At 73.6% G+C, this 22,102-nt stretch carries 17 protein-coding genes; 14 read left to right on the forward strand and 3 right to left on the reverse strand.

Annotation, left to right across the window (positions count from 1 at the left end; all coding sequences use genetic code 11):
• The first annotated feature begins 180 nt into the window (after nt 1-180).
• The 4 genes from ACZ4NB_RS30915 to ACZ4NB_RS30930 all read left to right on the forward strand — a co-directional run bounded on the left by ACZ4NB_RS30915 (nt 181) and on the right by ACZ4NB_RS30930 (nt 4,322).
• Complete coding sequence (locus ACZ4NB_RS30915) at nt 181-918, forward strand: response regulator transcription factor (protein WP_467666344.1); 738 nt, start codon at nt 181-183, stop codon at nt 916-918.
• Nucleotides 919-934: 16 nt separating this feature from the next.
• A complete protein-coding gene (locus tag ACZ4NB_RS30920; protein WP_467666345.1) occupies nt 935-2,350 on the forward strand; it encodes a sensor histidine kinase in 1,416 nt (471 codons plus the stop codon).
• Nucleotides 2,351-2,547: 197 nt separating this feature from the next.
• A complete protein-coding gene (locus tag ACZ4NB_RS30925; RefSeq protein WP_033267390.1) occupies nt 2,548-2,751 on the forward strand; it encodes a cold-shock protein in 204 nt (67 codons plus the stop codon).
• Between the two features lie 161 nt (nt 2,752-2,912).
• A complete protein-coding gene (locus tag ACZ4NB_RS30930; protein WP_467666346.1) occupies nt 2,913-4,322 on the forward strand; it encodes a DEAD/DEAH box helicase in 1,410 nt (469 codons plus the stop codon).
• Nucleotides 4,323-4,363: 41 nt separating this feature from the next.
• On the opposite strand, the gene ACZ4NB_RS30935 is transcribed toward ACZ4NB_RS30930, so the two are convergent.
• Nucleotides 4,364-5,359: a TAXI family TRAP transporter solute-binding subunit gene (locus ACZ4NB_RS30935; protein WP_467666347.1), complete on the reverse strand. Its 996-nt coding sequence runs from the start codon at nt 5,357-5,359 to the stop codon at nt 4,364-4,366.
• 130 nt (nt 5,360-5,489) lie between these two features.
• Here ACZ4NB_RS30935 and miaB point away from each other — a divergent pair, with 130 nt between their 5' ends.
• Together miaB and ACZ4NB_RS30945 are read left to right on the forward strand one after the other, a co-directional pair.
• A complete protein-coding gene (miaB, locus tag ACZ4NB_RS30940) occupies nt 5,490-7,010 on the forward strand; it encodes a tRNA (N6-isopentenyl adenosine(37)-C2)-methylthiotransferase MiaB (RefSeq protein WP_467666348.1) in 1,521 nt (506 codons plus the stop codon).
• Between the two features lie 271 nt (nt 7,011-7,281).
• The gene (locus ACZ4NB_RS30945) at nt 7,282-7,992 is read left to right on the forward strand and encodes a class III extradiol dioxygenase subunit B-like domain-containing protein (RefSeq protein WP_467666349.1); all 711 of its coding nucleotides are present in this window, start codon (nt 7,282-7,284) and stop codon (nt 7,990-7,992) included.
• 87 nt (nt 7,993-8,079) lie between these two features.
• Here ACZ4NB_RS30945 and ACZ4NB_RS30950 read toward each other — a convergent pair whose 3' ends face one another.
• Complete coding sequence (locus tag ACZ4NB_RS30950) at nt 8,080-8,514, reverse strand: hypothetical protein (protein WP_467666350.1); 435 nt, start codon at nt 8,512-8,514, stop codon at nt 8,080-8,082.
• A gap of 248 nt (nt 8,515-8,762) precedes the next feature.
• Between ACZ4NB_RS30950 and miaA the strand changes: the two genes are divergently transcribed.
• The 6 genes from miaA (at nt 8,763) to hflX (ending at nt 17,048) form a co-directional block, all read left to right on the forward strand.
• Nucleotides 8,763-9,701 carry a tRNA (adenosine(37)-N6)-dimethylallyltransferase MiaA gene (gene miaA, locus ACZ4NB_RS30955; RefSeq protein WP_467666351.1) on the forward strand — a complete coding sequence of 313 codons (939 nt, stop codon included), beginning with the start codon at nt 8,763-8,765 and terminating at the stop codon, nt 9,699-9,701.
• 108 nt (nt 9,702-9,809) lie between these two features.
• Nucleotides 9,810-10,334, forward strand: coding sequence for a hypothetical protein (locus ACZ4NB_RS30960; protein WP_467666392.1), 525 nt, complete (start codon nt 9,810-9,812; stop codon nt 10,332-10,334).
• A 112-nt stretch (nt 10,335-10,446) separates the two neighbouring features.
• A complete protein-coding gene (gene dapF / locus ACZ4NB_RS30965) occupies nt 10,447-11,322 on the forward strand; it encodes a diaminopimelate epimerase (protein WP_467666352.1) in 876 nt (291 codons plus the stop codon).
• A gap of 194 nt (nt 11,323-11,516) precedes the next feature.
• Entirely contained in the window at nt 11,517-13,709 is a 2,193-nt protein-coding gene (locus ACZ4NB_RS30970; RefSeq protein WP_467666353.1) for a RelA/SpoT family protein, read from the forward strand.
• Between the two features lie 154 nt (nt 13,710-13,863).
• A complete protein-coding gene (locus tag ACZ4NB_RS30975; RefSeq protein WP_467666354.1) occupies nt 13,864-15,414 on the forward strand; it encodes a M1 family metallopeptidase in 1,551 nt (516 codons plus the stop codon).
• Between the two features lie 146 nt (nt 15,415-15,560).
• Nucleotides 15,561-17,048 (forward strand): GTPase HflX, encoded by a 1,488-nt coding sequence (gene hflX, locus ACZ4NB_RS30980; RefSeq protein ID WP_467666355.1) that lies wholly within the window; start codon nt 15,561-15,563, stop codon nt 17,046-17,048.
• Between the two features lie 119 nt (nt 17,049-17,167).
• Here the strand turns inward: hflX and ACZ4NB_RS30985 are convergent, their stop codons facing one another.
• On the reverse strand, nt 17,168-18,355 hold the full coding sequence (locus ACZ4NB_RS30985) for a trypsin-like serine peptidase (protein ID WP_467666356.1): 1,188 nt from the start codon (nt 18,353-18,355) through the stop codon (nt 17,168-17,170).
• A gap of 283 nt (nt 18,356-18,638) precedes the next feature.
• On the opposite strand from ACZ4NB_RS30985, the gene ACZ4NB_RS30990 reads away from it, so the two are divergent.
• Both ACZ4NB_RS30990 and ACZ4NB_RS30995 read left to right on the forward strand, forming a co-directional pair.
• Nucleotides 18,639-20,033 (forward strand): diaminobutyrate--2-oxoglutarate transaminase family protein, encoded by a 1,395-nt coding sequence (locus ACZ4NB_RS30990; RefSeq protein ID WP_467666357.1) that lies wholly within the window; start codon nt 18,639-18,641, stop codon nt 20,031-20,033.
• Nucleotides 20,030-22,057: an IucA/IucC family protein gene (locus ACZ4NB_RS30995; RefSeq protein ID WP_467666358.1), complete on the forward strand. Its 2,028-nt coding sequence runs from the start codon at nt 20,030-20,032 to the stop codon at nt 22,055-22,057. Before ACZ4NB_RS30990 ends, ACZ4NB_RS30995 begins: the two co-directional genes overlap by 4 nt.
• Nucleotides 22,058-22,102 lie beyond the last annotated feature (45 nt).

Genomic DNA, 22,102 nt, shown 5'->3' on the forward strand with positions numbered 1-22,102 from the left:
ACGGTCGCAGCGGAAGTACTCTGCGTGAAGACGTGTGACGGTCGGCGGCGGGGGAAGGCGCCGGGGTCGTACCGGCTGGATAACGGATGGCGGCCCGGAGGCGGCCCCCTCTTGACGGGCATGCCGCTTATCGCCGTAGATGCCCTTTGGCCTGTACGCACGCACCCGGGAGGAGGCCTGATGAGACTGCTGCTCGTCGAGGACGACGATCATGTGGCCGCGGCCCTGTCCGCGGTGCTGGCCCGGCACGGCCTGGCCGTCGTCCACGCACGCAACGGCGAGGAGGCGCTCAAGGCCCTGCTGCCCGACGACGCCGAGCCCTTCGCGGTGGTGCTGCTCGACCTCGGGCTGCCCGACCAGGACGGCTTCGAGGTGTGCGGCCGGATCCGCAAGATCTGCACCACCCCGGTGATCATGGTCACCGCGCGGGCGGATGTGCGCTCGCGCATCCACGGCCTCAACCTGGGCGCCGACGACTATGTCGTCAAGCCGTACGACACCGGCGAGCTGCTGGCCCGCATCCACGCGGTCAGCCGGCGCACGGTCTCCCCGTCGGAGCGCGGCGGTGAGCCGTCGGCCGACGAGTCCACCGCCGGCCACGCGCTGCACCTGGGCGCCGTCACCGTCGAACTCCCCACCCGCCAGGTCTCCGTGGACGGCGCCGCGGTCCCGCTCACCCGCAAGGAGTTCGACCTGCTGGCGCTGCTCGCCCAGCGCCCAGGGGTGGTCTTCCGCCGGGAGCAGATCATCAGCGAGGTGTGGCGGACGAGCTGGGAGGGCACCGGCCGGACGCTGGAGGTGCATATCGCCTCGCTCCGCGCCAAACTGCGCATGCCCGCCCTGATCGAGACGGTACGCGGCGTCGGCTACCGCCTCGTCGTCCCCGCCCCCGGCCGACCCGCCTCCCCGGCCTCCTGAAGGCCGCCGCCGACCCGTGCGCACCCGACTCCTCCCGCTCCTCATCGTCCTGATGGCCGGTGTGCTGCTCGCGCTCGGCATCCCGCTCGCCGTCATCACCGCCGGTGTGGAGCAGCAGCGGGTGGTCGTCGACCGGATCGACGACGCCGCCCGCTTCGCCTCCCTCGCCCAGTTCGTCACCGCCCGCCCCGACGCGGACGACCGGAACAAGACCCCCGAGGAGGACGAGCGGCGCACCACCCTCGGCACCGAACTGGCCCGCTACCACGGCCTCTACGGGATACGCGCCGGCGTCTTCTACCGCGACCGCACCCCGATGGCCGCCGCCCCGCACGGCCTGCCGGTGCCCCGCGACGGCGAGGGCGCCCAGGCATTCAGCGAGGCGCTGGCCGGCCGCCGCAGCCACGATCCGCACCAGATCTGGCCCTGGGACGAGGACGGCCGCATCCCGGTCGCCTCACCGGTCATCCGAGACGGCGATGTCGTCGCCGTCGTCGTCACCGACTCGCCCACCGGGCAGATGCGGGCGCGCATCCTGCACGGCTGGCTGCTGATCGCGGCCGGCGAGTGCGCCGCGATGCTGGTCGCGGTCGCCGCGGCCATCCGGCTCACCGGCTGGGTGCTGCGCCCCGTACGGGTCCTGGACGCGGCCAGCCACGACATCGCCACCGGCCGGCTGAAGTCCCGGGTGGCCGGCACCGCGGGCCCGCCCGAACTGCGCCGGCTGGCCCGCTCGTTCAACGAGATGGCCGACAACGTCGAGGACGTGCTGGAGCAGCAGCGCGCCTTCGTCGCCGACGCCTCCCACCAACTGCGCAACCCGCTGGCCGCACTGCTGCTGCGGATCGAGCTGCTGGCCCTCGAACTCCCCGACGGCAACGAGGAGATCGCCTCGGTCCGCACGGAGGGCAAGCGGCTGGCCCGGGTCCTGGACGACCTGCTCGACCTCGCGCTCGCCGAGCACACCGCCGCCGACCTCCAGCTCACCGATGTCGCGGCGCTGGCCGCCGAACGCGTCGACGCCTGGCGCCCGTTGGCCGACGACAAGGGCGTCCGCCTCACCTACGAGGGGCACAGCGCGGTCACCGGCTGGGTCGATCCGGTCGCCCTCTCCAGCGCCCTGGACGCGGTCGTCGACAACGCCCTGAAGTTCACGCCGGCCGACCAGCCCGTCACCGTCGGCGTGGCGCCGGACGGGGAGGTCGTGCACATCACCGTGGCCGACCGCGGGCCGGGCCTGACCGACGACGAGCTGGCACGGGTCGGCGACCGCTTCTGGCGCAGCAGCCGCCATCAGAACGTCTCCGGCTCCGGGCTCGGGCTGTCGATCACCCGCGCCCTGCTCGCCGCGGGCGGCGCGTCCATCGCCTACGCCCCGCACCCGCCGCACGGGCTGAAGGTCACCGTCACCGTGCCGCGCAGCGCCCCCTGACCGGGCGGCCGCGGGCTCCGCGCACCTGTGCTACCGTGAACGGAGTTGCAGTTGTGGTACCCATGAACTTTGTGTGCGCCCGGAGGCTTGTAGCCCCGGGCGTTCCTTGTTTTCCGGAGGTTTCCGGTGTGGGGCGATCATCTCGGCGACGAGGAGGCCGCGAAGTGCGGTCCTCTGCCCCATGAATGGAGAGAAACATGGCTTCCGGCACCGTCAAGTGGTTCAACTCGGAAAAGGGCTTCGGCTTCATCGAGCAGGACGGCGGCGGCCCCGACGTCTTCGCCCACTACTCGAACATCCAGGCTCAGGGCTTCCGTGAGCTCCTTGAGGGCCAGAAGGTCACCTTCGACGTGACCCAGGGCCCCAAGGGCCCGCAGGCGGAGAACATCATCCCCGCCTGACGCCCTCGCGTCCCGCGGACGGGGCCCGCACCGGCCAGCCCGGTGCGGGCCCCGTCCCGTATGAGGCAGCGCATCCCCGTCCCCTCGGTCACCGAGTGCCGCCCCACGGGAGAGTGCGAGGCCGGCACGACCCCACCACTCCCTCCCCTGAAGGGTTTTCCGTGACACGAGCGACCGCATCGCGACCGAGCGCCGCCCCCCGGACGTCCGCACCGGAGTCCGCACCCACGCCGGCCGGCTCCTTCGACGAGTTCCCGCTGGCACCGGCCCTCCTCACCGCGCTGCGCGCCCAGGGCGTCACCCGGCCGTTCCCCATCCAGGCCGCCACCCTCCCCGCGACCCTCGCCGGCCGCGATGTGCTCGGGCGCGGGCGGACCGGCTCCGGTAAGACCCTCGCCTTCGGGCTGGCGCTGCTCAGCCGCACGGCGGGCCGGCGCGCCGAGAGCAAGTGCCCGCTGGCGCTGGTGCTGGTGCCCACCCGCGAACTCGCCGGCCAGGTCACCGAGGCGCTCGCCCCGTACGCCGAGGCCCTGGGGCTGCGCACGGCCACCGTCGTCGGCGGCACCTCGATCAACCGCCAGGCCGACACGCTGCGCAAGGGCGCCGAGGTGCTCGTCGCCACGCCCGGCCGGCTCGCCGACCTGCTCGACCGGCGCGCCTGCCGGCTCGACAAGGTCGCCGTCACGGTCCTCGACGAGGCCGACCAGATGACCGACATGGGCTTTCTGCCGCAGGTCACCCGGCTGATGGAGAAGGTCGACCCGGACGGGCAGCGGATGCTGTTCTCCGCCACCCTGGACCGCAACGTCGACAAGCTCGTACGTCGCTTCCTGACCGATCCGGTCACCCACTCCGTGGACCCGTCGGCGGCGACCGTCACCACCATGGACCACCACGTCCTGTACGTGGACGACGCCGACAAGCGCGCCACCGTCGCCGAGATCGCCGCCCGCGACGGACGCGTGATCATGTTCGTGCACACCAAGCGGGGCGCCGACCGGCTCACCAAGCACCTGCTGGCCCAGGGCGTGCGCGCCGCGGCGCTGCACGGCGGCAAGACCCAGCCGCAGCGCACCCGCACCCTGGAGCAGTTCCGCACCGGCCAGGCCGCCGCGCTGATCGCCACCAACGTCGCCGCCCGCGGCATCCACATCGACGGCCTCGACCTCGTCGTGAACGTCGATCCGCCGACCGAGGCCAAGGACTACCTGCACCGCGGCGGCCGGACCGCGCGGGCCGGCGAGTCCGGCACCGTCGTCACCCTCGTCACACCGGGGGAGCGCCGCGAGATGACCCGGCTGATGCGCCAGGCGAAGATCACCCCGGCCACCGCGAAGGTCCGGCCCGGAGACGCCGAGCTGGCGCGGATCACCGGCGCGCGGACCCCGAGCGGCGTCCCGGTCCAGCCGGCCGCACCGGCCCCGGCGCCCGGCTCGGGTGCCCGCACCGGAGCGAACGGTGCGGGTGGCGGCAGTGGCAGTGGCAGTGGCAGTGGCGCCGGTGGCGGTCGCCGGCGCCGTCCCCGCCGGAGCAGGCCCGCGCGCCGTACCGCGGGGGCCCCGCGCGCCTGACCGGCCGCGCGGGCCGCACGAGGCGGCGCCCGGGGCGGGTGTCAGGGCTTGACGGACACGTAATAGCGCCGGGCGCCCTCGTGCAGCCGCAGCGGATCGGTGAACACCGCCGTCCGCAGGTCCACCTTCTGCGCGGCGTGCACCTCGCGCCCGATCCGGTCCCGGCTGTCGATGACGGTCCGGGTGATGCCCTGGGTCAGGGCGGCGTCCGCGCGGTCCGTGGTGACCAGCAGGTTCGCCACCGCGATCGTCTTCACCGCCTGTCCGTCCTGGACACCCGGATAGGCGTCGGCGGGCATCACCGCCGCGCGGTAGTAGCGGGTGCGCTCGCCCTGCCGGTGCAGCCCCTCGGCCAGATCGCCGAGCTGGACCAGCCGGATGGGGAACCGCTGCGCGAGCAGCTGCACCGCGGTCGTCGGCAGCCCGCCCGACCAGAAGAAGGCGTCCAGCTCGCCCCGCTCCAGCAGCTTCGGCATCCGGTCGATGCCCACCCGCACGGGCGTGATGTCCTTGTCGAAGTCCAGCCCGGCCGCGGTCAGCAGCCGCCGGGTGATCAGCTGGACGCCGGAGCCGTCGGCGCCCACGCCCACCCGCAGCCGTCGCAGGTCCTTCGTCGAGCGCACCGCGGACTTCTTCGGCACCACCAGCTGTATGTAGTCGTCGTACAGCCGCGCACAGGCCCGCAGCCGGTCCGCGCCGGGCTCGCCCCGGCCGCGGTAGGTGGCGACCGCGTCCGCCGTCGCGATGGTGAACTGCGCGCGCCCGGCGACCAACTGCCGCAGATTGTCGATCGACCCCTCGCTGCGGGCCAGCCGGAGATCCACCTCCGGCATGTCGTGCGCCAGATCCTGCTTCAGCAGCTCCCCGTAGCGCGCGTACACCCCGGTCGGCACACCCGTCGCCAGCGTCACCCGCCCGCCCGGGGTGGGCTCGCCGCCCATCGACACCAGCCACCACAGCGCCGGTCCGAGGGCGACCAGCGCCGCGATCGCCGCCACCAGGGACCGGCGGCCGGTACGGGAGAGTGCTGTGAACATGGGCGGGATCCTGCCAGCCGCGCGGCCTTCTGGGGAGGGGCGGGCCGGTATCCGAAGGGTCACCGCCGGCCGCGCCGCCCTCCGGGCCGCCGGGGACCGGGGTACTCCCGGCACCGCCTACCCTTGTCGTATGACCAGCAGTGACCGGAGCCAGGCAGTGGACGTTCAGGAACCCAAGAGCTACGAAATCCGCACCTACGGGTGCCAGATGAACGTCCACGACTCCGAGCGGCTGTCCGGGCTGCTGGAGGAGGCCGGGTACGTACCGGCGCCCAAGGGCGGCGAGGGCGCCGACGTCGTCGTCTTCAACACCTGCGCGGTGCGGGAGAACGCCGACAACCGCCTCTACGGCAACCTCGGGCAGCTCGCCCCGAAGAAGGCCGCGCGCCCCGGCATGCAGATCGCCGTGGGCGGCTGCCTCGCCCAGAAGGACCGCGACACCATCGTCAAGAAGGCCCCCTGGGTCGACGTGGTCTTCGGGACCCACAACATCGGCAAGCTGCCGGTCCTGCTGGAGCGCGCCCGCGTCCAGGAGGAGGCGCAGGTCGAGATCGCCGAGTCGCTGGAGGCGTTCCCCTCGACCCTGCCCACCCGCCGCGAGAGCGCGTACGCGGCCTGGGTCTCCATCTCGGTCGGCTGCAACAACACCTGCACCTTCTGTATCGTCCCGGCGCTGCGCGGCAAGGAGAAGGACCGCCGGCCCGGCGACATCCTCGCCGAGGTCGAGGCCCTGGTCGCCGAGGGCGTCAGCGAGATCACCCTGCTCGGCCAGAACGTCAACGCCTACGGCTCCGACATCGGCGACCGCGAGGCGTTCAGCAAGCTGCTGCGCGCCTGCGGCTCCATCGAGGGCCTGGAGCGGGTCCGCTTCACCTCGCCGCACCCGCGCGACTTCACCGACGACGTGATCGCCGCCATGGCCGAGACGCCCAACGTGATGCACCAGCTGCACATGCCGCTGCAGTCCGGCTCCGACCGCGTGCTGAAGGCCATGCGCCGCTCGTACCGCCAGGAGCGCTTCCTCGGCATCATCGACAAGGTGCGCGCCGCGATGCCGGACGCCGCGATCTCGACGGACATCATCGTCGGCTTCCCGGGCGAGACCGAGGAGGACTTCGAGCAGACCCTGCACACGGTCCGCGAGTCCCGTTTCGCGCAGGCCTTCACCTTCCAGTACTCCAAGCGCCCCGGGACCCCCGCGGCCGACATGGAGGGCCAGATCCCCAAGGCCGTCGTCCAGGAGCGCTACGAGCGCCTGGTCGCCCTCCAGGAGGAGATCTCCTGGGAGGAGAACAAGAAGCAGGTCGGACGCACGCTGGAAGTCCTGGTCGCCGAGGGCGAGGGCCGCAAGGACGACGCGACCCGGCGGCTGTCCGGCCGGGCGCCCGACAACCGCCTGGTGCACTTCACCCGCCCCGAGGAGCCGGTCCGGCCCGGCGACGTGGTGACCGTCGAGGTCACCTACGCCGCCCCGCACCACCTCCTCGCCGAGGGCCAGGCCAAGGCCGTCCGCCGCACGCGCGCCGGCGACGCCTGGGAGAAGCGCAACGCCGCCCCGGCGGAGAAGCCCAAGGGCGTGCTGCTGGGCCTGCCCACCATCGGGGCCCCGGCGCCCGGCCCGGCACCCGCGGCCGGCTGCGGCTGCGACTGACCCGCCGAGAACGAACGGCCTTGGGGCTGTCATTCCGACCTGCGTGGATGAGCCCGCGGCGTCTGGTGCCGTGCGGCTCGGCATCCGGAGGTCGCATGAAGAGCCGAGGCGGAGCGCGAGGCGGAGCGTCGCTCTCGGACTGGGTGTCCGGGGGTGAGGCGACAACGCCGCGAGGTGCGGCGCCTGGGGGCACCTCGCGGCGTGAGCTGGGGGAGCGTCGCAGGCCCACGGAGAGCGGGAAGACACCCCGAGGGGCGTTACGCTGCGTGGCATGCTCGTAGCCGCCGCCATCTGCCCCTGCCCGCCCCTGCTCGTCCCGGAGGTGGCCGCCGGCGCCGCACCCGAGCTGGACGCGCTGCGCGCCTCCTGCCTGGACGCGATCGGTGTACTGGCGGCGGCCCGCCCGGACCGGCTGGTGGTCCTCGGCCCCGCGCGGGAGTCCGGCCGGGGCCCGCACCCGCAGGGCGCCGTCGGCTCCTTCCGCGGCTTCGGGGTGGACCTCCAGGTCTCCCTGGGAGCCGCCGAGCACGCGCCCGAGGGGGAGCTCCCGCCGTCGCTGGCCGTCGGCGCCTGGCTGCTGTCCCGTACGGACTGGGACGACGCGCCCGTGGAGGGCCTGGGCGTGGGGGAGTCGCTGCCCCCTGAGCGGTGCCTGGCCGCCGGCCGGGACATCGCCGCCGCCGCGCCCCGGGTGGCGCTGCTGGTGATGGGCGACGGCAGCTCCTGCCGGACGGTGAAGGCGCCCGGCTACTTCGACGAGCGGGCCGAGGGCTTCGACGCCGCGGCGAGCCGCGCGCTGGGGGCCGCCGACCTCCCCGCGCTGACCGCGCTCGACGCCGAGCTCGCCGCCGCCCTGCAGGCGTCCGGACGGTCCTCCTGGCAGGTCCTGGCGGGCGCCGCCGAGGGCGCGGGCCTGACCGGCCGCCTGCTGCGCGAGGAGGCCCCGTACGGCGTGGGCTACTCCGTCGCCACCTGGTCGTAGCCGGCGACGCCCCGCGGACACGACGGCGGCCGCGGGGTCGAGCCACCCCGCGGCCGCCGTACCGGGCCCGCTCCGGGCCCGGCGGGTCTACTGCCGTGCGCCTTCGCCGGACTCCCGGTCCGCCACGGCCTGTGCCGACTGCTGCCGGGGGATGCCGGCGCTCTCGGCGGCCTTCTCGGCGCGGGGCTCGCCGTCGCCGGCGGCCTCCGGGCCGTCCTCGGGGGCCGCGTCCCCGGTCGTGTCCCCGGAAGCCTCGGGAGCCGCATCCTGGGCCACGTCCCCTGCTTCCGCCGTGGCCGCCGCGTCCTGCGAGGCTTCGCCGCCACCCGGGGCCTCCTCGGCCTCCTCGGTCTGCCCGGCCTGCGCGGCGCCACTCCGCCCGGCGCCCTGCGTGCCTCCGGCCTCCCCGGCGTCCGCGGTCTCCCTCGCGTCCGCGGTCTCCTCGGCGTTCTTGGCGCTCTCGGCGTTCTCAGCGGCCGACTCCGCCGACTCCGCCGGCTCCTCCGCCTCAGCCGTCACCACCGCAGCGGCAGCCTCCTCCGTCGATGCTTCGGACTTGCGGCGGCGAAACCGCGAAAACACGCCCATAACTGCTCCTACGCTCTTCATGTTGGGCGAAATCCCAGGCCGCCCGGAGCGGACCGTTGTGCCGCCCGCGGGCGCCGGTGCTGCACCGGCTCTCGGGACCTCGCAACAGGCAACGACCCTCATCGGTGGCCCGTCACGTCGCTCGTTCGAGATGGGGGCGTGATGTTTGCGAGACTGACGGGGTGAACACCGCTGTTCCCGCTCCGCGGGTCATCGCCGTCGTCGGCCCCACCGCGGCCGGAAAGTCCGATCTGGGCGTCGCGCTCGCACAACACGTGGGCGGCGAGGTCATCAACGCCGACTCCATGCAGCTCTACCGGGGCATGGACATCGGCACCGCCAAACTCACGCCCGAGGAGCAGCAGGGCGTACCGCACCGCCTCCTGGACATCTGGGACGTCACCCGCGCCGCCAGCGTCGCCGAGTACCAGCGGCTGGCCCGCGCCGAGATAGACCGGCTGCTCGCCGAGGGCCGCACGCCGGTCCTGGTAGGCGGCTCCGGCCTGTATGTACGCGGCGCCATCGACGCCCTGGAGTTCCCCGGCACCGACCCGGAGGTGCGCGCCAGGCTGGAGGCCGAACTGGCCGAACGGGGCAGCGGCGCCCTGCACGCCCGCCTGGCCGCCGCCGACCCCGAGGCCGGCCGGGCGATCCTGGCCAGCAACGGCCGCCGCATCGTGCGCGCCCTGGAGGTCATCGAGATCACCGGCCGCCCCTTCACCGCCAATCTCCCCGGCCACGACTCGGTCTACGACACCCTGCAGATCGGCGTCGACGTCGAGCGCCCCGAGCTGGACGAGCGGATCGCGCGGCGGGTCGACCGGATGTGGGAGGCGGGACTGGTCGAGGAGGTGCGCCGGCTGGAGGCCGAGGGGCTGCGCGAGGGCCTCACCGCCTCCCGGGCGCTGGGCTACCAGCAGGTGCTCGCCCAGCTGGCGGGGGAGTGCACCGAGCAGGAGGCGCGCGACGAGACGGTGCGCGCGACCAAGCGCTTCGCGCGCCGCCAGGACTCGTGGTTCCGCCGGGACCCCCGGGTCCACTGGCTCAGCGGCGCGGCCGACCACCGCGCGGAGCTTCCCCGGCGGGCCCTGGCGTTGCTCGAACGACCGGTCACAGCCTGATCACGTCATGGCATCGGGACGCTCCGGCCGTCATCCGGGCCGCTGAGGGCGTGTCATCATCGACCTTCGATCGAGGCGTGCAGTCTGCAGTGGGGAGGGCGCGTGGCAATGGAGGCCGGCCCTCGCAACAGAGCACAGCAGTCGGACGACGGCGCTGACACGGCACGGCTCGCCGACGACGGGCCGGACGCCCAGGACGCCCTGTCCGCCGGCATCGGCCCGCTCGCCGACCCGGATGCCCTGGACGTCTCCGACGGCCCGGACGCCGGCGCCGACGGACCCGGTGAGGGCGGCGAGTCCTTCCGGGAGCTGCGCCCGCCGCGCCGGCTGCGCCTGTGGCAGCTCGCGCCGATCGTCGGGCTCGGAGCCGTCGGCTCGCTGATGTTCGCCTTCCCGCTCGCCTTCGAGTTCGGTGGTGACGGCGGCGCGGTGATCGCGATGCTCGGCCTGCTGCTGTGCTGCTGCGCCGCCGGCTGGGGCATGATGGCGGCCCGCCGCATCGGCCACACCTGGCCCGGCCTCCCGGCGCGCGGCTCCGGCCGCCGCGCCAACTGGCGCGTGGTCCTCCTGTATGCCCTGGTGGTGGCCGTCCCCGCCGCGCTCGCCATCTTGCGCGTGGCCCGACTGCGCTGAGCGGCCGCGGTACCGCGCGGCTCCCGCCGATCCCGGCCCCGGCTCCCTCTGGGACGCCGCTCTCCCCGCCCCCGTCAAGCCGTTCCCCCCGTCACCCCCGTACCATGCAGGAGTGACCAGCACCGAGCGCATCGCCTTCCTCAAGGGCCACGGCACCGAGAACGACTTCGTGATCGTCCCCGACCCGGACGGCCGCCTCGATCTGTCCGCGAGCGCCGTCGCCCGGATCTGCGACCGGCGGGCCGGGCTCGGCGGCGACGGGCTGCTGCGCGTCGTACGGTCCGCCGCGCACCCGGAGGCGCGCGCCCAGGCCGACGAGGCCGAGTGGTTCATGGACTACCGCAACGGCGACGGCTCGATCGCCGAGATGTGCGGCAACGGCACCCGGGTCTTCGCGCGCTATCTGCTGCACGCCGGCCTGGTCGAGGCCGGCGACCTCGCCCTCGCCACCCGCGCCGGCGTCCGCCGTGTGCATCTGGCCAAGACCGGCGATGTCACGGTCTCCATGGGCCGCGCCGAGCTGCCCGAGGAGGGCGTCGTCGTGACCCTCGGCGGCCGCAGCTGGCCGGCCCGCAACGTGAACATGGGCAATCCGCACGCCGTCGCGTTCGTCGAGGATCTGGCGCACGCCGGTGACCTGCTGGCCGTACCGCCGTTCAGCCCAGCGGCGGTTTATCCCGACGGCGTCAACATCGAGTTCGTCGTCGACCGCGGCCCGCGCCACGTGGCCATGCGGGTCCACGAGCGCGGCTCGGGCGAGACCCGCTCCTGCGGCACCGGCGCCTGCGCGGTCGCCGTCGCCACCGCCCGCAGGGACGGCCTGGACCCGGCGCGGACCGGCACGCCCGTCACGTACACGGTCGACGTGCTCGGCGGCAGCCTGGCGATCACCGAGCTGCCCGACGGCACGGTCGAGATGACCGGACCGGCCGAGATCGTCGCCGAGGGCACCTTCGAGCCCGCCTGGCTGACCGGCGCGCTCGCCTGACGGGACCGGAACGGATCCGGCCCGACCACCCCACCGGCAACGGTTCCAGCCAAAAGATTCGCTCGAACGGGTGATCCGTATCACTCTGAGCGAGAGGCGGACAGCGCTGCGTGATGGGCTCGATAGCATCAAGCACCGGCCCGGGCGCCCGAACTGACGCGTCCGGCCGCCGGTCGACGCTGCCGGAGGTGCCCATGAGCGCAGAGGCCACTGACCCTGGTAACGCTGGAGCCGCGGGCCGCAGGCGCGGCCGTCGCCGACTGGAACTCAGAGGTCTGCGCCGCATCGGCCGGGCCGCGCTGCTCGGCCCGGCCCCGCGCGACGGCCTCCCGCACGCCCTGGAGCACGTCGCCAAGGTGCACCGCGGCCATCACCCCGACGCCGACCTGGACACCCTCGCCAGGGCCTACCAGCTCGCCGAGTCCTCGCACCGCGGCCAGCTCCGCAAGAGCGGCGAGCCGTACATCACCCACCCGCTGGCGGTGACCCTGATCCTCGCCCAACTGGGCGCGGAGACCACCACGTTGACCGCCTCCCTGCTCCACGACACCGTCGAGGACACGGAGGTGACGCTCGATCAGGTGCGGGAACGGTTCGGCGCCGAGGTCAGCTACCTCGTCGACGGCGTCACCAAGTTGGAGAAGGTCGACTACGGCGCGGCCGCCGAACCGGAGACCTTCCGCAAGATGCTGGTGGCGACCGGCAACGACGTCCGGGTGATGTCCATCAAGCTCGCCGACCGGCTGCACAACATGCGCACCCTCGGGGTGATGCGGCCCGAGAAGCAGGCCCGGATCGCCAAGGTGACCCGCGATGTGCTGATCCCGCTCGCCGAGCGCCTCGGAGTCCAGGCGCTCAAGGCCGAGCTGGAGGACCTGGTCTTCGCGATCCTGCACCCGGAGGAGTACTCCACGACCCGGGCCCTGGTGCAGGAGTACGCCACCCGGACCGATCCGCTCGCCGCCATCGCGCAGCGGGTGCGCACGGTCCTGGCCGAGGCCGGCATCGACGCCGAAGTCCTCGTCCGGGCGCGGCACTTGGTCTCCGTGCACCGCGTCCGGCTGGCCCGCCGCGAACTGACCGGCGCGGACCTGGGGCGGCTGCTGGTGCTCGTGGCGGAGGACGCGGACTGCTATGCCGTCCTGGGGGAGCTGCACACCTGCTTCACCCCGGTCGTCTCCGAGTTCAAGGACTTCATCGCGGCGCCCAAGTTCAACCTCTACCAGTCGCTGCACACCGCCGTCACCGGCCCGTCCGGGGAGATCGCCGAGGCGCTGATCCGCACCCACCAGATGCACCGGGTCGCCGAGGCCGGGGTGATCGCACTGGGCAATCCGTACGCCCCCACCGACGGCGCGGACGCCCCCGAGGGCGAGCGCGCCGACCCGACCCGCCCCGGGTGGCTCTCCCGGCTGCTGGAGTGGCAGCGCACCACCCCCGACCCGGACGCGTTCTGGACGTCACTGCGCGACGACCTCGCCCAGGACCGGGAGATCACGGTCTTCTGCGTCGACGCCGATACGGGCCGCGCCGCGGGCTCGCCCGGAACCGGCAGCGGCGCCATCGGCCTGCCCGCCGGGGCGAGTTGCGTGGACGCGGCGTACGAGCGGCACGGCGAGGCGGCGCACTGCTGCATCGGCGCCCGCGTCAACGGCCGGCTCGCCACGCTCGCCACCGTCCTGCACGACGGCGACAGCCTGCAGCTGCTGATGGCCCCGGACTCCGCGGCCGGCCCCTCGCCCGAATGGCTCGACCACACCCGTACCCCCGCCGCCCGGCTGGCCATCGCCCGGTGGCTCGCCGGGGAGCGGGAGTCGGCCGTCCGCCCGGCGGTCCCCGCGGCGGAGCCCCCCGCCGACCGCCCCGCCGCCGGCCCGGACCGCTCCGAGGCGGCCCAGGCCACCCCCGGCTCGGTGCTGGCGGTGGCGGAGCTGCCCGGCGCCGCGGTCCGGCTGGCCGGCTGCTGTACCCCGGTGCCACCGGACACCGTCACCGGATTCGCGGTACGCGGCGGCACGGTCACCGTCCACCGCGCCCTGTGCCCCGTGGTGGCCCGGATGGCGGCCACCGGCCGTCAGCCGGTCAAGGTGCGCTGGCGGGGCGCCGGCCAGGGCGGCCACGGCTGCCGGGTCACCCTGATGGCCGAGGCATTCAGCCGCCCGCACCTCCTCGCCGACCTCACCGAAGCGATCGCCTCCCAGGGCGCCGCGGTGGTGTCGGCCGCCGTCGAACCCCCGCACGAGCAGCGGGTCCGCCATACGTACACGCTCCATCTGCCCAACGCCGCCGGCCTGCCGTCCCTGATGCGGGCCATGCGCCAAGTGCCCGGCGTCTTCGACGTGTTGCGGGCCGGCCGCACCCGCCAGGCCGCCGCCCTGCGCCCCTGAGGCCCACCGCCCGCCCGGTGACCGGCCGCGGGGAACGCGCCCTGGGGCCCGACCCTCGGACAGACCCTGAGACGGACGCACGATCCGCCGCCCGTTCGGGTGTCGTTTGCCGCCTTGCCCACGGCGGAGGCGGCCGCGTTGGTAGCCGTAGTGCATGTCCCTTGACTCGCGTCGACCGTCCGCCGACTCCGACCGCCCCCTGCCCCCGGCCCCGAGCGGCCGGGTCCGCTGGACCGGCCGCCGGGCCGCCGCCCTGGGGCTGGCCGCCGTCGCCACCCTCGGCGTGGCCGCGCCGCAGCCCGTGGGGCCGCAGGGCCTGGGCGACCGGCTCTTCCCCACGCTCGGCAACACCGGCTACGACGTCACGTCCTACGACGTCTCCCTGGACTACTCGGGCCGCAACGACCAGCCGCTGAAGGCCACCACCGAGATCACCGCCCAGGTCACCACCGAGCTCGACCACCTCAACCTCGACTTCGCCCGTGGCGCCGTGAGCGATGTGAAGATCGACGGGAAGCCCGCCCAGCACGAGCAGCACGGCGAGGACCTCGTGCTCACCCCGGCCTCCCACCTGTCCCGGGGCCAGCAGGTGAAGATCGCCATCCAGCACACCAGCGACCCGCGCGGCAAGAGCGACGGGGGCTGGATCCGCACCTCCGACGGGCTGGCGATGGCCAACCAGGCGGACGCCGCGCACCGCGTCTTCCCCTGCAACGACCACCCCTCCGACAAGGCGCTCTTCACCTTCCACATCACCGTGCCCCAGGAGCTGACCGCCGTCGCCAACGGGCTGCCGGAGGGCTCGGCCCGCCGGTCGGCGCGGCGCACCTGGACCTATCGCACCGGCCACCCGATGGCCACCGAGCTGGCGCAGGTCTCCATCGGCAAGTCCAGCGTGCTGCTGCGGCACGGGCCGCACGGCCTGCCGATCCGCGACGTCGTACCGACCGTGGACCGGCGCCATCTGGAGAAGTGGCTGGCCAAGACCCCGAACCACGTCTCCTGGATGGAGCGCAAGCTCGGCCCGTACCCCTTCGAGGCGTACGGGGTGCTGATCGCCGACGCCCGGACCGGCTTCGAGCTGGAGACCCAGACCCTCTCGCTCTTCGAGAAGGGCCTGTTCACCAACGCGCAGCTGCCCACGTGGTACGTCGAGTCCGTGATGGTGCACGAGCTGGCCCACCAGTGGTTCGGCAACAGCGTCAGCCCGCGGCGCTGGTCCGACGTCTGGCTCAACGAGGCGCACGCCACCTGGTACGAGGCCCTCTACGCCCAGGAGAAGGGCGGCCGGATCTCCCTGGACAGCCGGATGCGCAGCGCCTACGAGCAGTCCAATGGATGGCGCGCCGAGGGCGGGCCGCCCGCCGCGCCCAAGGCCCCCAGCCCCGGCGAGAAGATCAGCCTCTTCCGTCCGGTGGTCTACGACGGCAGCGCCCTGGTCCTGTACGCCCTGCGGCAGAAGATCGGCACCGCCGCCTTCGACCGCCTCGAACGCGCGTGGGTGACCCAGAACCGCGACGGCGTGGCCGACTCCGCCGACTTCATCGCGCTGGCCTCCAAGATCTCCGGACAGAACCTCGCGAGCTTCTTCCAGGGATGGCTCTACGGCGAGCGGACGCCTGCGATGCCCGGCCACCAGGAGTGGCGGCCGAACAAGGCGGCCGGGAACGCCGGAAAGCCCGCCGGGCCCGGAAAACCCGCGTGACGGCCCTCCCGGGCCCGTGCGACCATCTTCGGGTCGATGACGACCGGCCCGGGAATCTCCGGGACGGCTCGTACGTTGACACCAGCGACAGTCCCGGTGGGACCGGCCGGTCCCCCTGAGGGCTTCCCAACGACGCAAAGGATCAAATGACCTCCTCTTCTTCCCTTCCGCAGGACCGGCAGCGCCTCCCCGAGAGCCTTCGGGCCGACGCCCTGATGGAAGAGGACGTCGCCTGGAGCCACGAGATCGACGGGGAGCGCGACGGCGACCAGTACGACCGCTCGGAGCGTGCCGCCCTGCGCCGCGTCGCGGGCCTGTCCACCGAGCTTGAGGACGTCACCGAGGTCGAGTACCGACAGCTCCGCCTGGAGCGCGTGGTGCTCGTCGGTGTCTGGACCGCGGGCACGGTCCAGGACGCGGAGAACTCCCTCGCCGAGCTGGCCGCGCTGGCCGAGACCGCCGGCGCCCTGGTGCTCGACGGCGTCGTCCAGCGCCGTGACAAGCCCGACCCGGCCACGTACATCGGCTCGGGCAAGGCGCTGGAGCTGCGCGACATCGTGCTCGAATCCGGCGCCGACACCGTGGTGTGCGACGGTGAGCTCTCCCCGGGCCAGCTGATCCACCTTGAGGACGTCGTCAAGGTCAAGGTCGTCGACCGGACCGCGCTGATCCTCGACATCTTCGCCCAGCACGCCAAGTCCCGGGAGGGCAAGGCGCAGGTCGCGCTGGCGCAGATGCAGTACATGCTCCCCAGGCTCCGCGGCTGGGGCCAGTCGCTGTCGCGGCAGATGGGTGGCGGTGGCTCCGGGTCGGCGGGCGGCGGTATGGCCACCCGTGGTCCCGGTGAGACCAAGATCGAGACGGACCGGCGGCGGATCCGCGAGAAGATGGCGAAGATGCGCCGGGAGATCGCGGAGATGAAGACCGGCCGGGACATCAAGCGCCAGGAACGCCGGCGCAACAAGGTCCCCTCGGTCGCCATCGCCGGCTACACCAACGCCGGCAAGTCCTCGCTCCTCAACCGCCTCACCGGTGCCGGTGTGCTGGTGGAGAACGCCCTGTTCGCCACCCTGGACCCGACCGTGCGGCGGGCCGAGACGCCCAGCGGGCGGCTCTACACCCTCGCCGACACCGTCGGCTTCGTCCGGCATCTGCCGCACCACCTCGTCGAGGCGTTCCGCTCCACGATGGAGGAGGTCGGCGACTCCGACCTGATCCTGCACGTGGTCGACGGCTCGCATCCGGTGCCCGAGGAGCAGCTGGCCGCCGTCCGCGAGGTGATCCGCGAGGTGGGCGCCACGGACGTGCCCGAGATCGTGGTCGTCAACAAGGCCGACGCGGCCGATCCGCTGGTGCTCCAGCGCCTGCTGCGCCAGGAGAAGCACGCCCTCGCCGTCTCGGCCCGTACGGGCCAGGGCATGGCGGAGCTGCTGGCCCTCCTCGACGACGAGCTGCCGCGGCCGCGGGTCGAGATCGAGGCGCTGGTGCCCTACACCCAGGGCGCCCTGGTCTCGCGGGCGCACGCCGAGGGCGAGGTCATCTCCGAGGAGCACACCGCGGACGGCACGGTCCTCAAGGCACGGGTGCACGAGGAGCTGGCCGCGGAGTTCGAGCCCTTCGTGCCGGCGGCGTAGCCGGCCGGCGGCGGACACGACGACGAAGGCCCGCCCCGGGGAGACCGGGGCGGGCCTTCGTCATGCTCTGGGAGCGGTGCGGGGGCGCCGCCGTCGGCACGCGCCCCCGCCGCGGGCGGCTACTGCTTGGCCGCCCACTTCTTGCTCATGTTGTCGAACAGGGTCTTGGCCTCGGCACCCAGGTGCGGACCGGCCGACCAGCGGGCCGGACGCGGACCCATCGACATGTTGGAGACCAGCACCGGCTTGCCGTCGGCGCCCTTGATGAACCAGGGGCCACCGGAGGAACCACCGGTCATGGTGCAGCCGATGCGGTACATGGTCGGCTTCTTGGCGTCCATCGTCAGACGGGTCGGCTTGTCGGTGCACTGCTGCTGCGCCGCACCGTCGAACGGCGCCTCGGCCGGGTAGCCCTGCGCGGTCAGGCTCGGGATCTTGGCCATCGCGGGGGCGTTGAAGTCGACCGCGTACGCGCCGCCGGCGACCTCTTCCAGCGACTTGCCACCGGTCGACGACTCCGGCTTCACATGCATCAGCGCGAAGTCGTACGGAGCCATCGGCACGCCCGGAACGGCGCCGCCGTCCTTGATCCACTCATTGGAGGTCGACATGTCGTCGGCCCACCACTTGCCCGCCGGGACGCGGTCCTCGAAGGGCGTGGCCTTCAGCTTGTCGGCGGAGACGCCGTTCTTGTTGAAGTTCGGCACGAACATCATGTTGCGGTACCAGCCGCCGTTCTTGCCGGCGTGCACACAGTGCGCGGCGGTCCACACGAGGTTGGACTTGCCGGGGTGCGCCGGGTCCTTGACGACGGTGGCCGAGCAACGCGACTCGCCCTCAGGGGTGCTGAACAGCAGCAGACCCACACCGGGAGCGGTGGAGGTGTACGGGGTCCTGACGGGCTGAGCCTGGACGGCGGCCGGCTCGGGGTCGGTCTTGCCCTGGTCCTCGGAGATGTCCCCGGGCTTGCTGGGGTCCTTCGGGGGCTTGACCTTCTCGATCTTGTCCGGGTTCCAGAAGTCCTTGATGATCGGGTTGATGAACTCCCCGGCCTCCCGGAGCCACTTGTCCTTGTCCCAGTTCTTCCACTCGCCGTTCTTCCACTTGTCCAGGTCGACCCCGTGCTCCTTGAGCTTGTCCTGGATGTCCTGGGGGATCTTGATTTCACCCCCACCCGTGGTGTCCGCCGCGGACTGGCTGGGCTTGGCGTCCGCGTTGCCGCCCTCGGGCCCGCAGCCGGTGGCGGTCAGCGCCACGACGGCGGTGAGAGCGGCGGCGGCCAGGACTGGCCGACGTATGGATCGCATGGGTGTTGTCCCCCTGGGTGAATCGGGCTGAGCCGGTGTGGCATGAGCGGAGTCGCGCCGGATGGAACTTGTCATGAACCCCAAGATCTCGGCGCAACACCCCACTATGCCGGTGACGATGGAGACGGCGGTACTCGGGGTCTCGGTTCCCGGCCGTCAAGGATCTTGTTCGCGACCGTGATCCGGCGTCGTCACCGTCGTTGGTACGTACGGGGGACAGCCGGCCCGCCCGCAGGACCCGGACGCTGTTCAGCAGCTCACCAAGCAGGAGGACACAACTGCCGTGGCGTTGACCGACACCGTGCCGGCGGCCGCGCCGTCGGCCCACGAGGGGATCCTGCGCCGGCAGTCCCTGCGTGAGTCCGCTGCCCGCACCTACGCACGCTCGCTGCCCATCGTCCCGGTGCGCGCCCGCGGGTTGACCATCGAGGGCGCCGACGGCCGGAGATACCTCGACTGCCTCTCCGGCGCCGGAACCCTGGCGCTCGGCCACAACCACCCGGTGGTGCTCGAAGCGATCCGCACGGTCCTCGACTCCGGCGCGCCGCTGCACATCCTCGACCTGGCCACGCCCGTCAAGGACGCCTTCACCACCGAGCTCTTCGCCACGCTGCCCGCCGAACTGGCCGAAAACGCCCGCATCCAGTTCTGCGGCCCGGCCGGCACGGACGCCGTCGAGGCCGCCTTCAAACTCGTCCGCACCGCGACCGGCCGGGACGGCCTGATGGCGTTCTCCGGCGCCTACCACGGCATGACCGCCGAGGCGCTCGCCGCCTCCGGGGGAGCGCAGCACACCAGCGTGGTCCGGCTGCCCTACCCCTACGACTACCGCTGCCCCTTCCAGACCGGCGGCGAGCGCGGCGCCGAACTCGCCGCGCGCTGGACCCAGAACCTGCTCGACGACCACAAGAGCGGGGTGCCCCGGCCGGCCGGGATGATCCTGGAACCCGTCCAGGGGGAGGGCGGAGTGATCCCCGCCCCGGACAGCTGGCTGCGGCGGATGCGGGAGCTGACCGCCGACCGGCGGATCCCGCTGATCGTGGACGAGGTGCAGACCGGCGTCGGCCGCACCGGCACCTTCTGGGCGATCGAGCACAGCGGCATCGTGCCGGACGTGATCGTGCTGTCGAAGGCGATCGGCGGCAGCCTGCCGCTCGCCGTGATCGTCTACCGGGAGGAGCTCGACGCCTGGCAGCCCGGCGCGCACGCCGGCACCTTCCGCGGCAACCAGCTCGCCATGGCCGCCGGAGCCGCCACCCTCGCCTACGTCCGCGCCAACGGCCTCGCCGATCGCGCCGCCGCACTCGGCGCCCGGATGCTCGCCCGGCTCCGCACCCTGGCCGACGCCCACGACTGCATCGGCGACGTCCGCGGACGCGGACTGATGCTCGGCGTCGAACTCGTCGACCCGGAGGCGGACGCCGATGCCACCGGCGCCCGCCCGGCCGCCCCCGAACTCGCCGCCGCCGTCCAGCGCGCCTGCCTGAACCGCGGCCTGATCGTCGAACTGGGCGGCCGGCACTCCGCCGTCGTCAGGCTGCTGCCACCCCTGACCATCACCGACGAACAGGCGGACGCGATCCTCGACCGCCTCGCCGACGCCGTCCTTGCGGCCGTCCGCACCACCCCCGGGCCGACGGGCTCGTCCCCCACGACACTGCGAGGCACCTCCGCATGAACGAACGCCCCGGCCCCGACAACACCCAGCCCGCCGAGCGGATCCCCGACCGGCACCACAGCGCCGGCACGCTGGAGTCCGTACCGCGCCAGCAGCGACGCACCCCCGGCGACAACTGCCACCAGCAGACCCACGAGGACCCCTGCCAGGCCGCCGGGCCCGGCGCGCCCGGCCGCCACGAGCGGGCCGGGCACGTCGACCACGACCCCCTCGACCACCCGGAGCCGGCGGTCGCCGCCGACGCCGCCGGCATCGAGCACCTCCTGCGCTGCTGGCTCCGCGAGAACGGCACCCCGCGCCCGGCCGGCGGCCGCCTGCGGATCCCCCTGCGGGCCGCCGCCAGCGCCCTGCACATCCCCGTCCGCTACTGGTCACCCACCGGCTGGCACCGCCTGGGTGCGCCCACCCTCGAAGGCGCCCCGGCCGGCGCCGCCCCGCTGGACGCCGTCACCCTCGCCGCGCTGCTGCGCCGGGAGGCCGCGCACGGCGGCGACCGGCGGGCCTCGGACGGCGGCGAGCACCGCGTGGCGGACGGCGCACGGCCGGAGGCGGAGCCCGAGCAGCCGCAGACACCGGACGGCGACGGCACCGAACTCGTCGGACGGGTCGCCAACTCCGTACGCAACGTGGCCGTCTTCCTCGCCGACCGGCGCGCCCGGCCCGCCGACGACCGGGGCGACCTCTTCCTCGAAGCCGAGCAGTCCCTGCTCTTCGGCCACCCCCTGCACCCCACCCCCAAGAGCCGCGAGGGCCTCTCCGACGCCGAGACCCGCGCCTTCTCGCCCGAACTGCGCGGCGCCTTCCCGCTGCACTGGATGGCCGTGCACCGCTCCGCCGTCGCCACCGACTCCGCCTGGACCGAACGCGGCAAGCCCGTGCCCGCCGAGCAGCTCGCCGCGCGCCTCGCGGGAGCCGGCCTGGACCTGCCCGACGGGACCGTGCCGCTGCCACTGCACCCCTGGCAGGCCAGGGAACTCGCCGACCGCGCCGACATCGCCGCACTCCGCGACGCCGGTCTGCTGCGCGACCTCGGCATCCACGGCCCCCGCTGGTACCCCACCTCCTCCGTCCGCACCGTCTACCGCTCCGGCGCGGACGCCATGCTCAAGCTCTCCCTCGGGCTGCGCATCACCAACTCCCGCCGGGAGAACCTCCGCAAGGAACTCATCCGCGGGGTAGAGGTGCACCGGCTGCTGCGCACCGGCCTCGCCGAGCAGTGGCAGGCCGCCCATCCCGGCTTCGACATCGTCCGCGACCCGGCCTATCTCGCCGTCGACGGTCCCGACGGCGAACCCGTCCAGGGCCTCGACGCCGTCATCCGCCACAACCCCTTCAGCACCACCGACGACGCGGTGTGCATCGCCGGACTCACCTCTCCCCGGCCCTGGCCCGGCCACGCGGGCACCCGCTCCCGCCTCGAAGACCTCGTCGGCACGCTCGCCGCCCGCACCGGCCGCGCCCTGGGCGCCGTCGCCACCGAGTGGTTCCTGCGCTACCTCGAAGCGGTCGTCCGGCCCCTGCTGTGGCTCGACGGCACGGCCGGCGTCGCCCTGGAGGCCCACCAGCAGAACACCCTGGTGCTGCTCGACCCCGACGGCTGGCCGGTCGGCGGCCGCTACCGCGACAACCAGGGCTACTACTTCCGCGCCTCCCGCCGCGCCGAGCTGGAGCGACGGCTGCCCGGCATCGGCGCGGCCAGCGACACCTTCGTCGCCGACGAGGTCACCGACGAGCGCTTCGCCTACTACCTGGGCATCAACAACGTCCTCGGCCTCATCGGGGCCTTCGGCGCCCAGCGCCTGGTCCGCGAGGAGATCCTGCTGGCCGCCTTCCGGCGGTTCCTCGACAGTGCCGCCGCCGCTCCCCGCGCGCACCGCTCCCGGCTCCCCGGCCAGCTGCTGTCCGCCCGCACCCTGCGCTGCAAGGCCAACCTCGCGACCCGCCTGCACGGGCTCGACGAACTCGTCGGCCCGGTCGAGACCCAGTCCGTCTACGTCACCCTGCCCAACCCCCTGGCCTCCTAGCCGCCCACCCCAGCCCGCCGCAGCCACGTCACCCCACGAGCCCCC

It is taken from the genome of Streptomyces sp. NPDC026575 (assembly GCF_055567415.1).

What these genes read in the sequence shown, in the direction of transcription:
- ACZ4NB_RS30915 (WP_467666344.1), top strand. Translation starts at nt 181, where the DNA reads ATGAGACTGCTGCTCGTCGAGGACGACGATCATGTGGCCGCGGCCCTG.
- ACZ4NB_RS30925 (WP_033267390.1), top strand. Translation starts at nt 2,548, where the DNA reads ATGGCTTCCGGCACCGTCAAGTGGTTCAACTCGGAAAAGGGCTTCGGC.
- ACZ4NB_RS30935 (WP_467666347.1), bottom strand. Translation starts at nt 5,359, where the DNA reads ATGTTCACAGCACTCTCCCGTACCGGCCGCCGGTCCCTGGTGGCGGCG.
- miaB (WP_467666348.1), top strand. Translation starts at nt 5,490, where the DNA reads ATGACCAGCAGTGACCGGAGCCAGGCAGTGGACGTTCAGGAACCCAAG.
- ACZ4NB_RS30945 (WP_467666349.1), top strand. Translation starts at nt 7,282, where the DNA reads ATGCTCGTAGCCGCCGCCATCTGCCCCTGCCCGCCCCTGCTCGTCCCG.
- ACZ4NB_RS30960 (WP_467666392.1), top strand. Translation starts at nt 9,810, where the DNA reads ATGGAGGCCGGCCCTCGCAACAGAGCACAGCAGTCGGACGACGGCGCT.
- ACZ4NB_RS30970 (WP_467666353.1), top strand. Translation starts at nt 11,517, where the DNA reads ATGAGCGCAGAGGCCACTGACCCTGGTAACGCTGGAGCCGCGGGCCGC.
- ACZ4NB_RS30975 (WP_467666354.1), top strand. Translation starts at nt 13,864, where the DNA reads ATGTCCCTTGACTCGCGTCGACCGTCCGCCGACTCCGACCGCCCCCTG.
- hflX (WP_467666355.1), top strand. Translation starts at nt 15,561, where the DNA reads ATGACCTCCTCTTCTTCCCTTCCGCAGGACCGGCAGCGCCTCCCCGAG.
- ACZ4NB_RS30985 (WP_467666356.1), bottom strand. Translation starts at nt 18,355, where the DNA reads ATGCGATCCATACGTCGGCCAGTCCTGGCCGCCGCCGCTCTCACCGCC.
- ACZ4NB_RS30995 (WP_467666358.1), top strand. Translation starts at nt 20,030, where the DNA reads ATGAACGAACGCCCCGGCCCCGACAACACCCAGCCCGCCGAGCGGATC.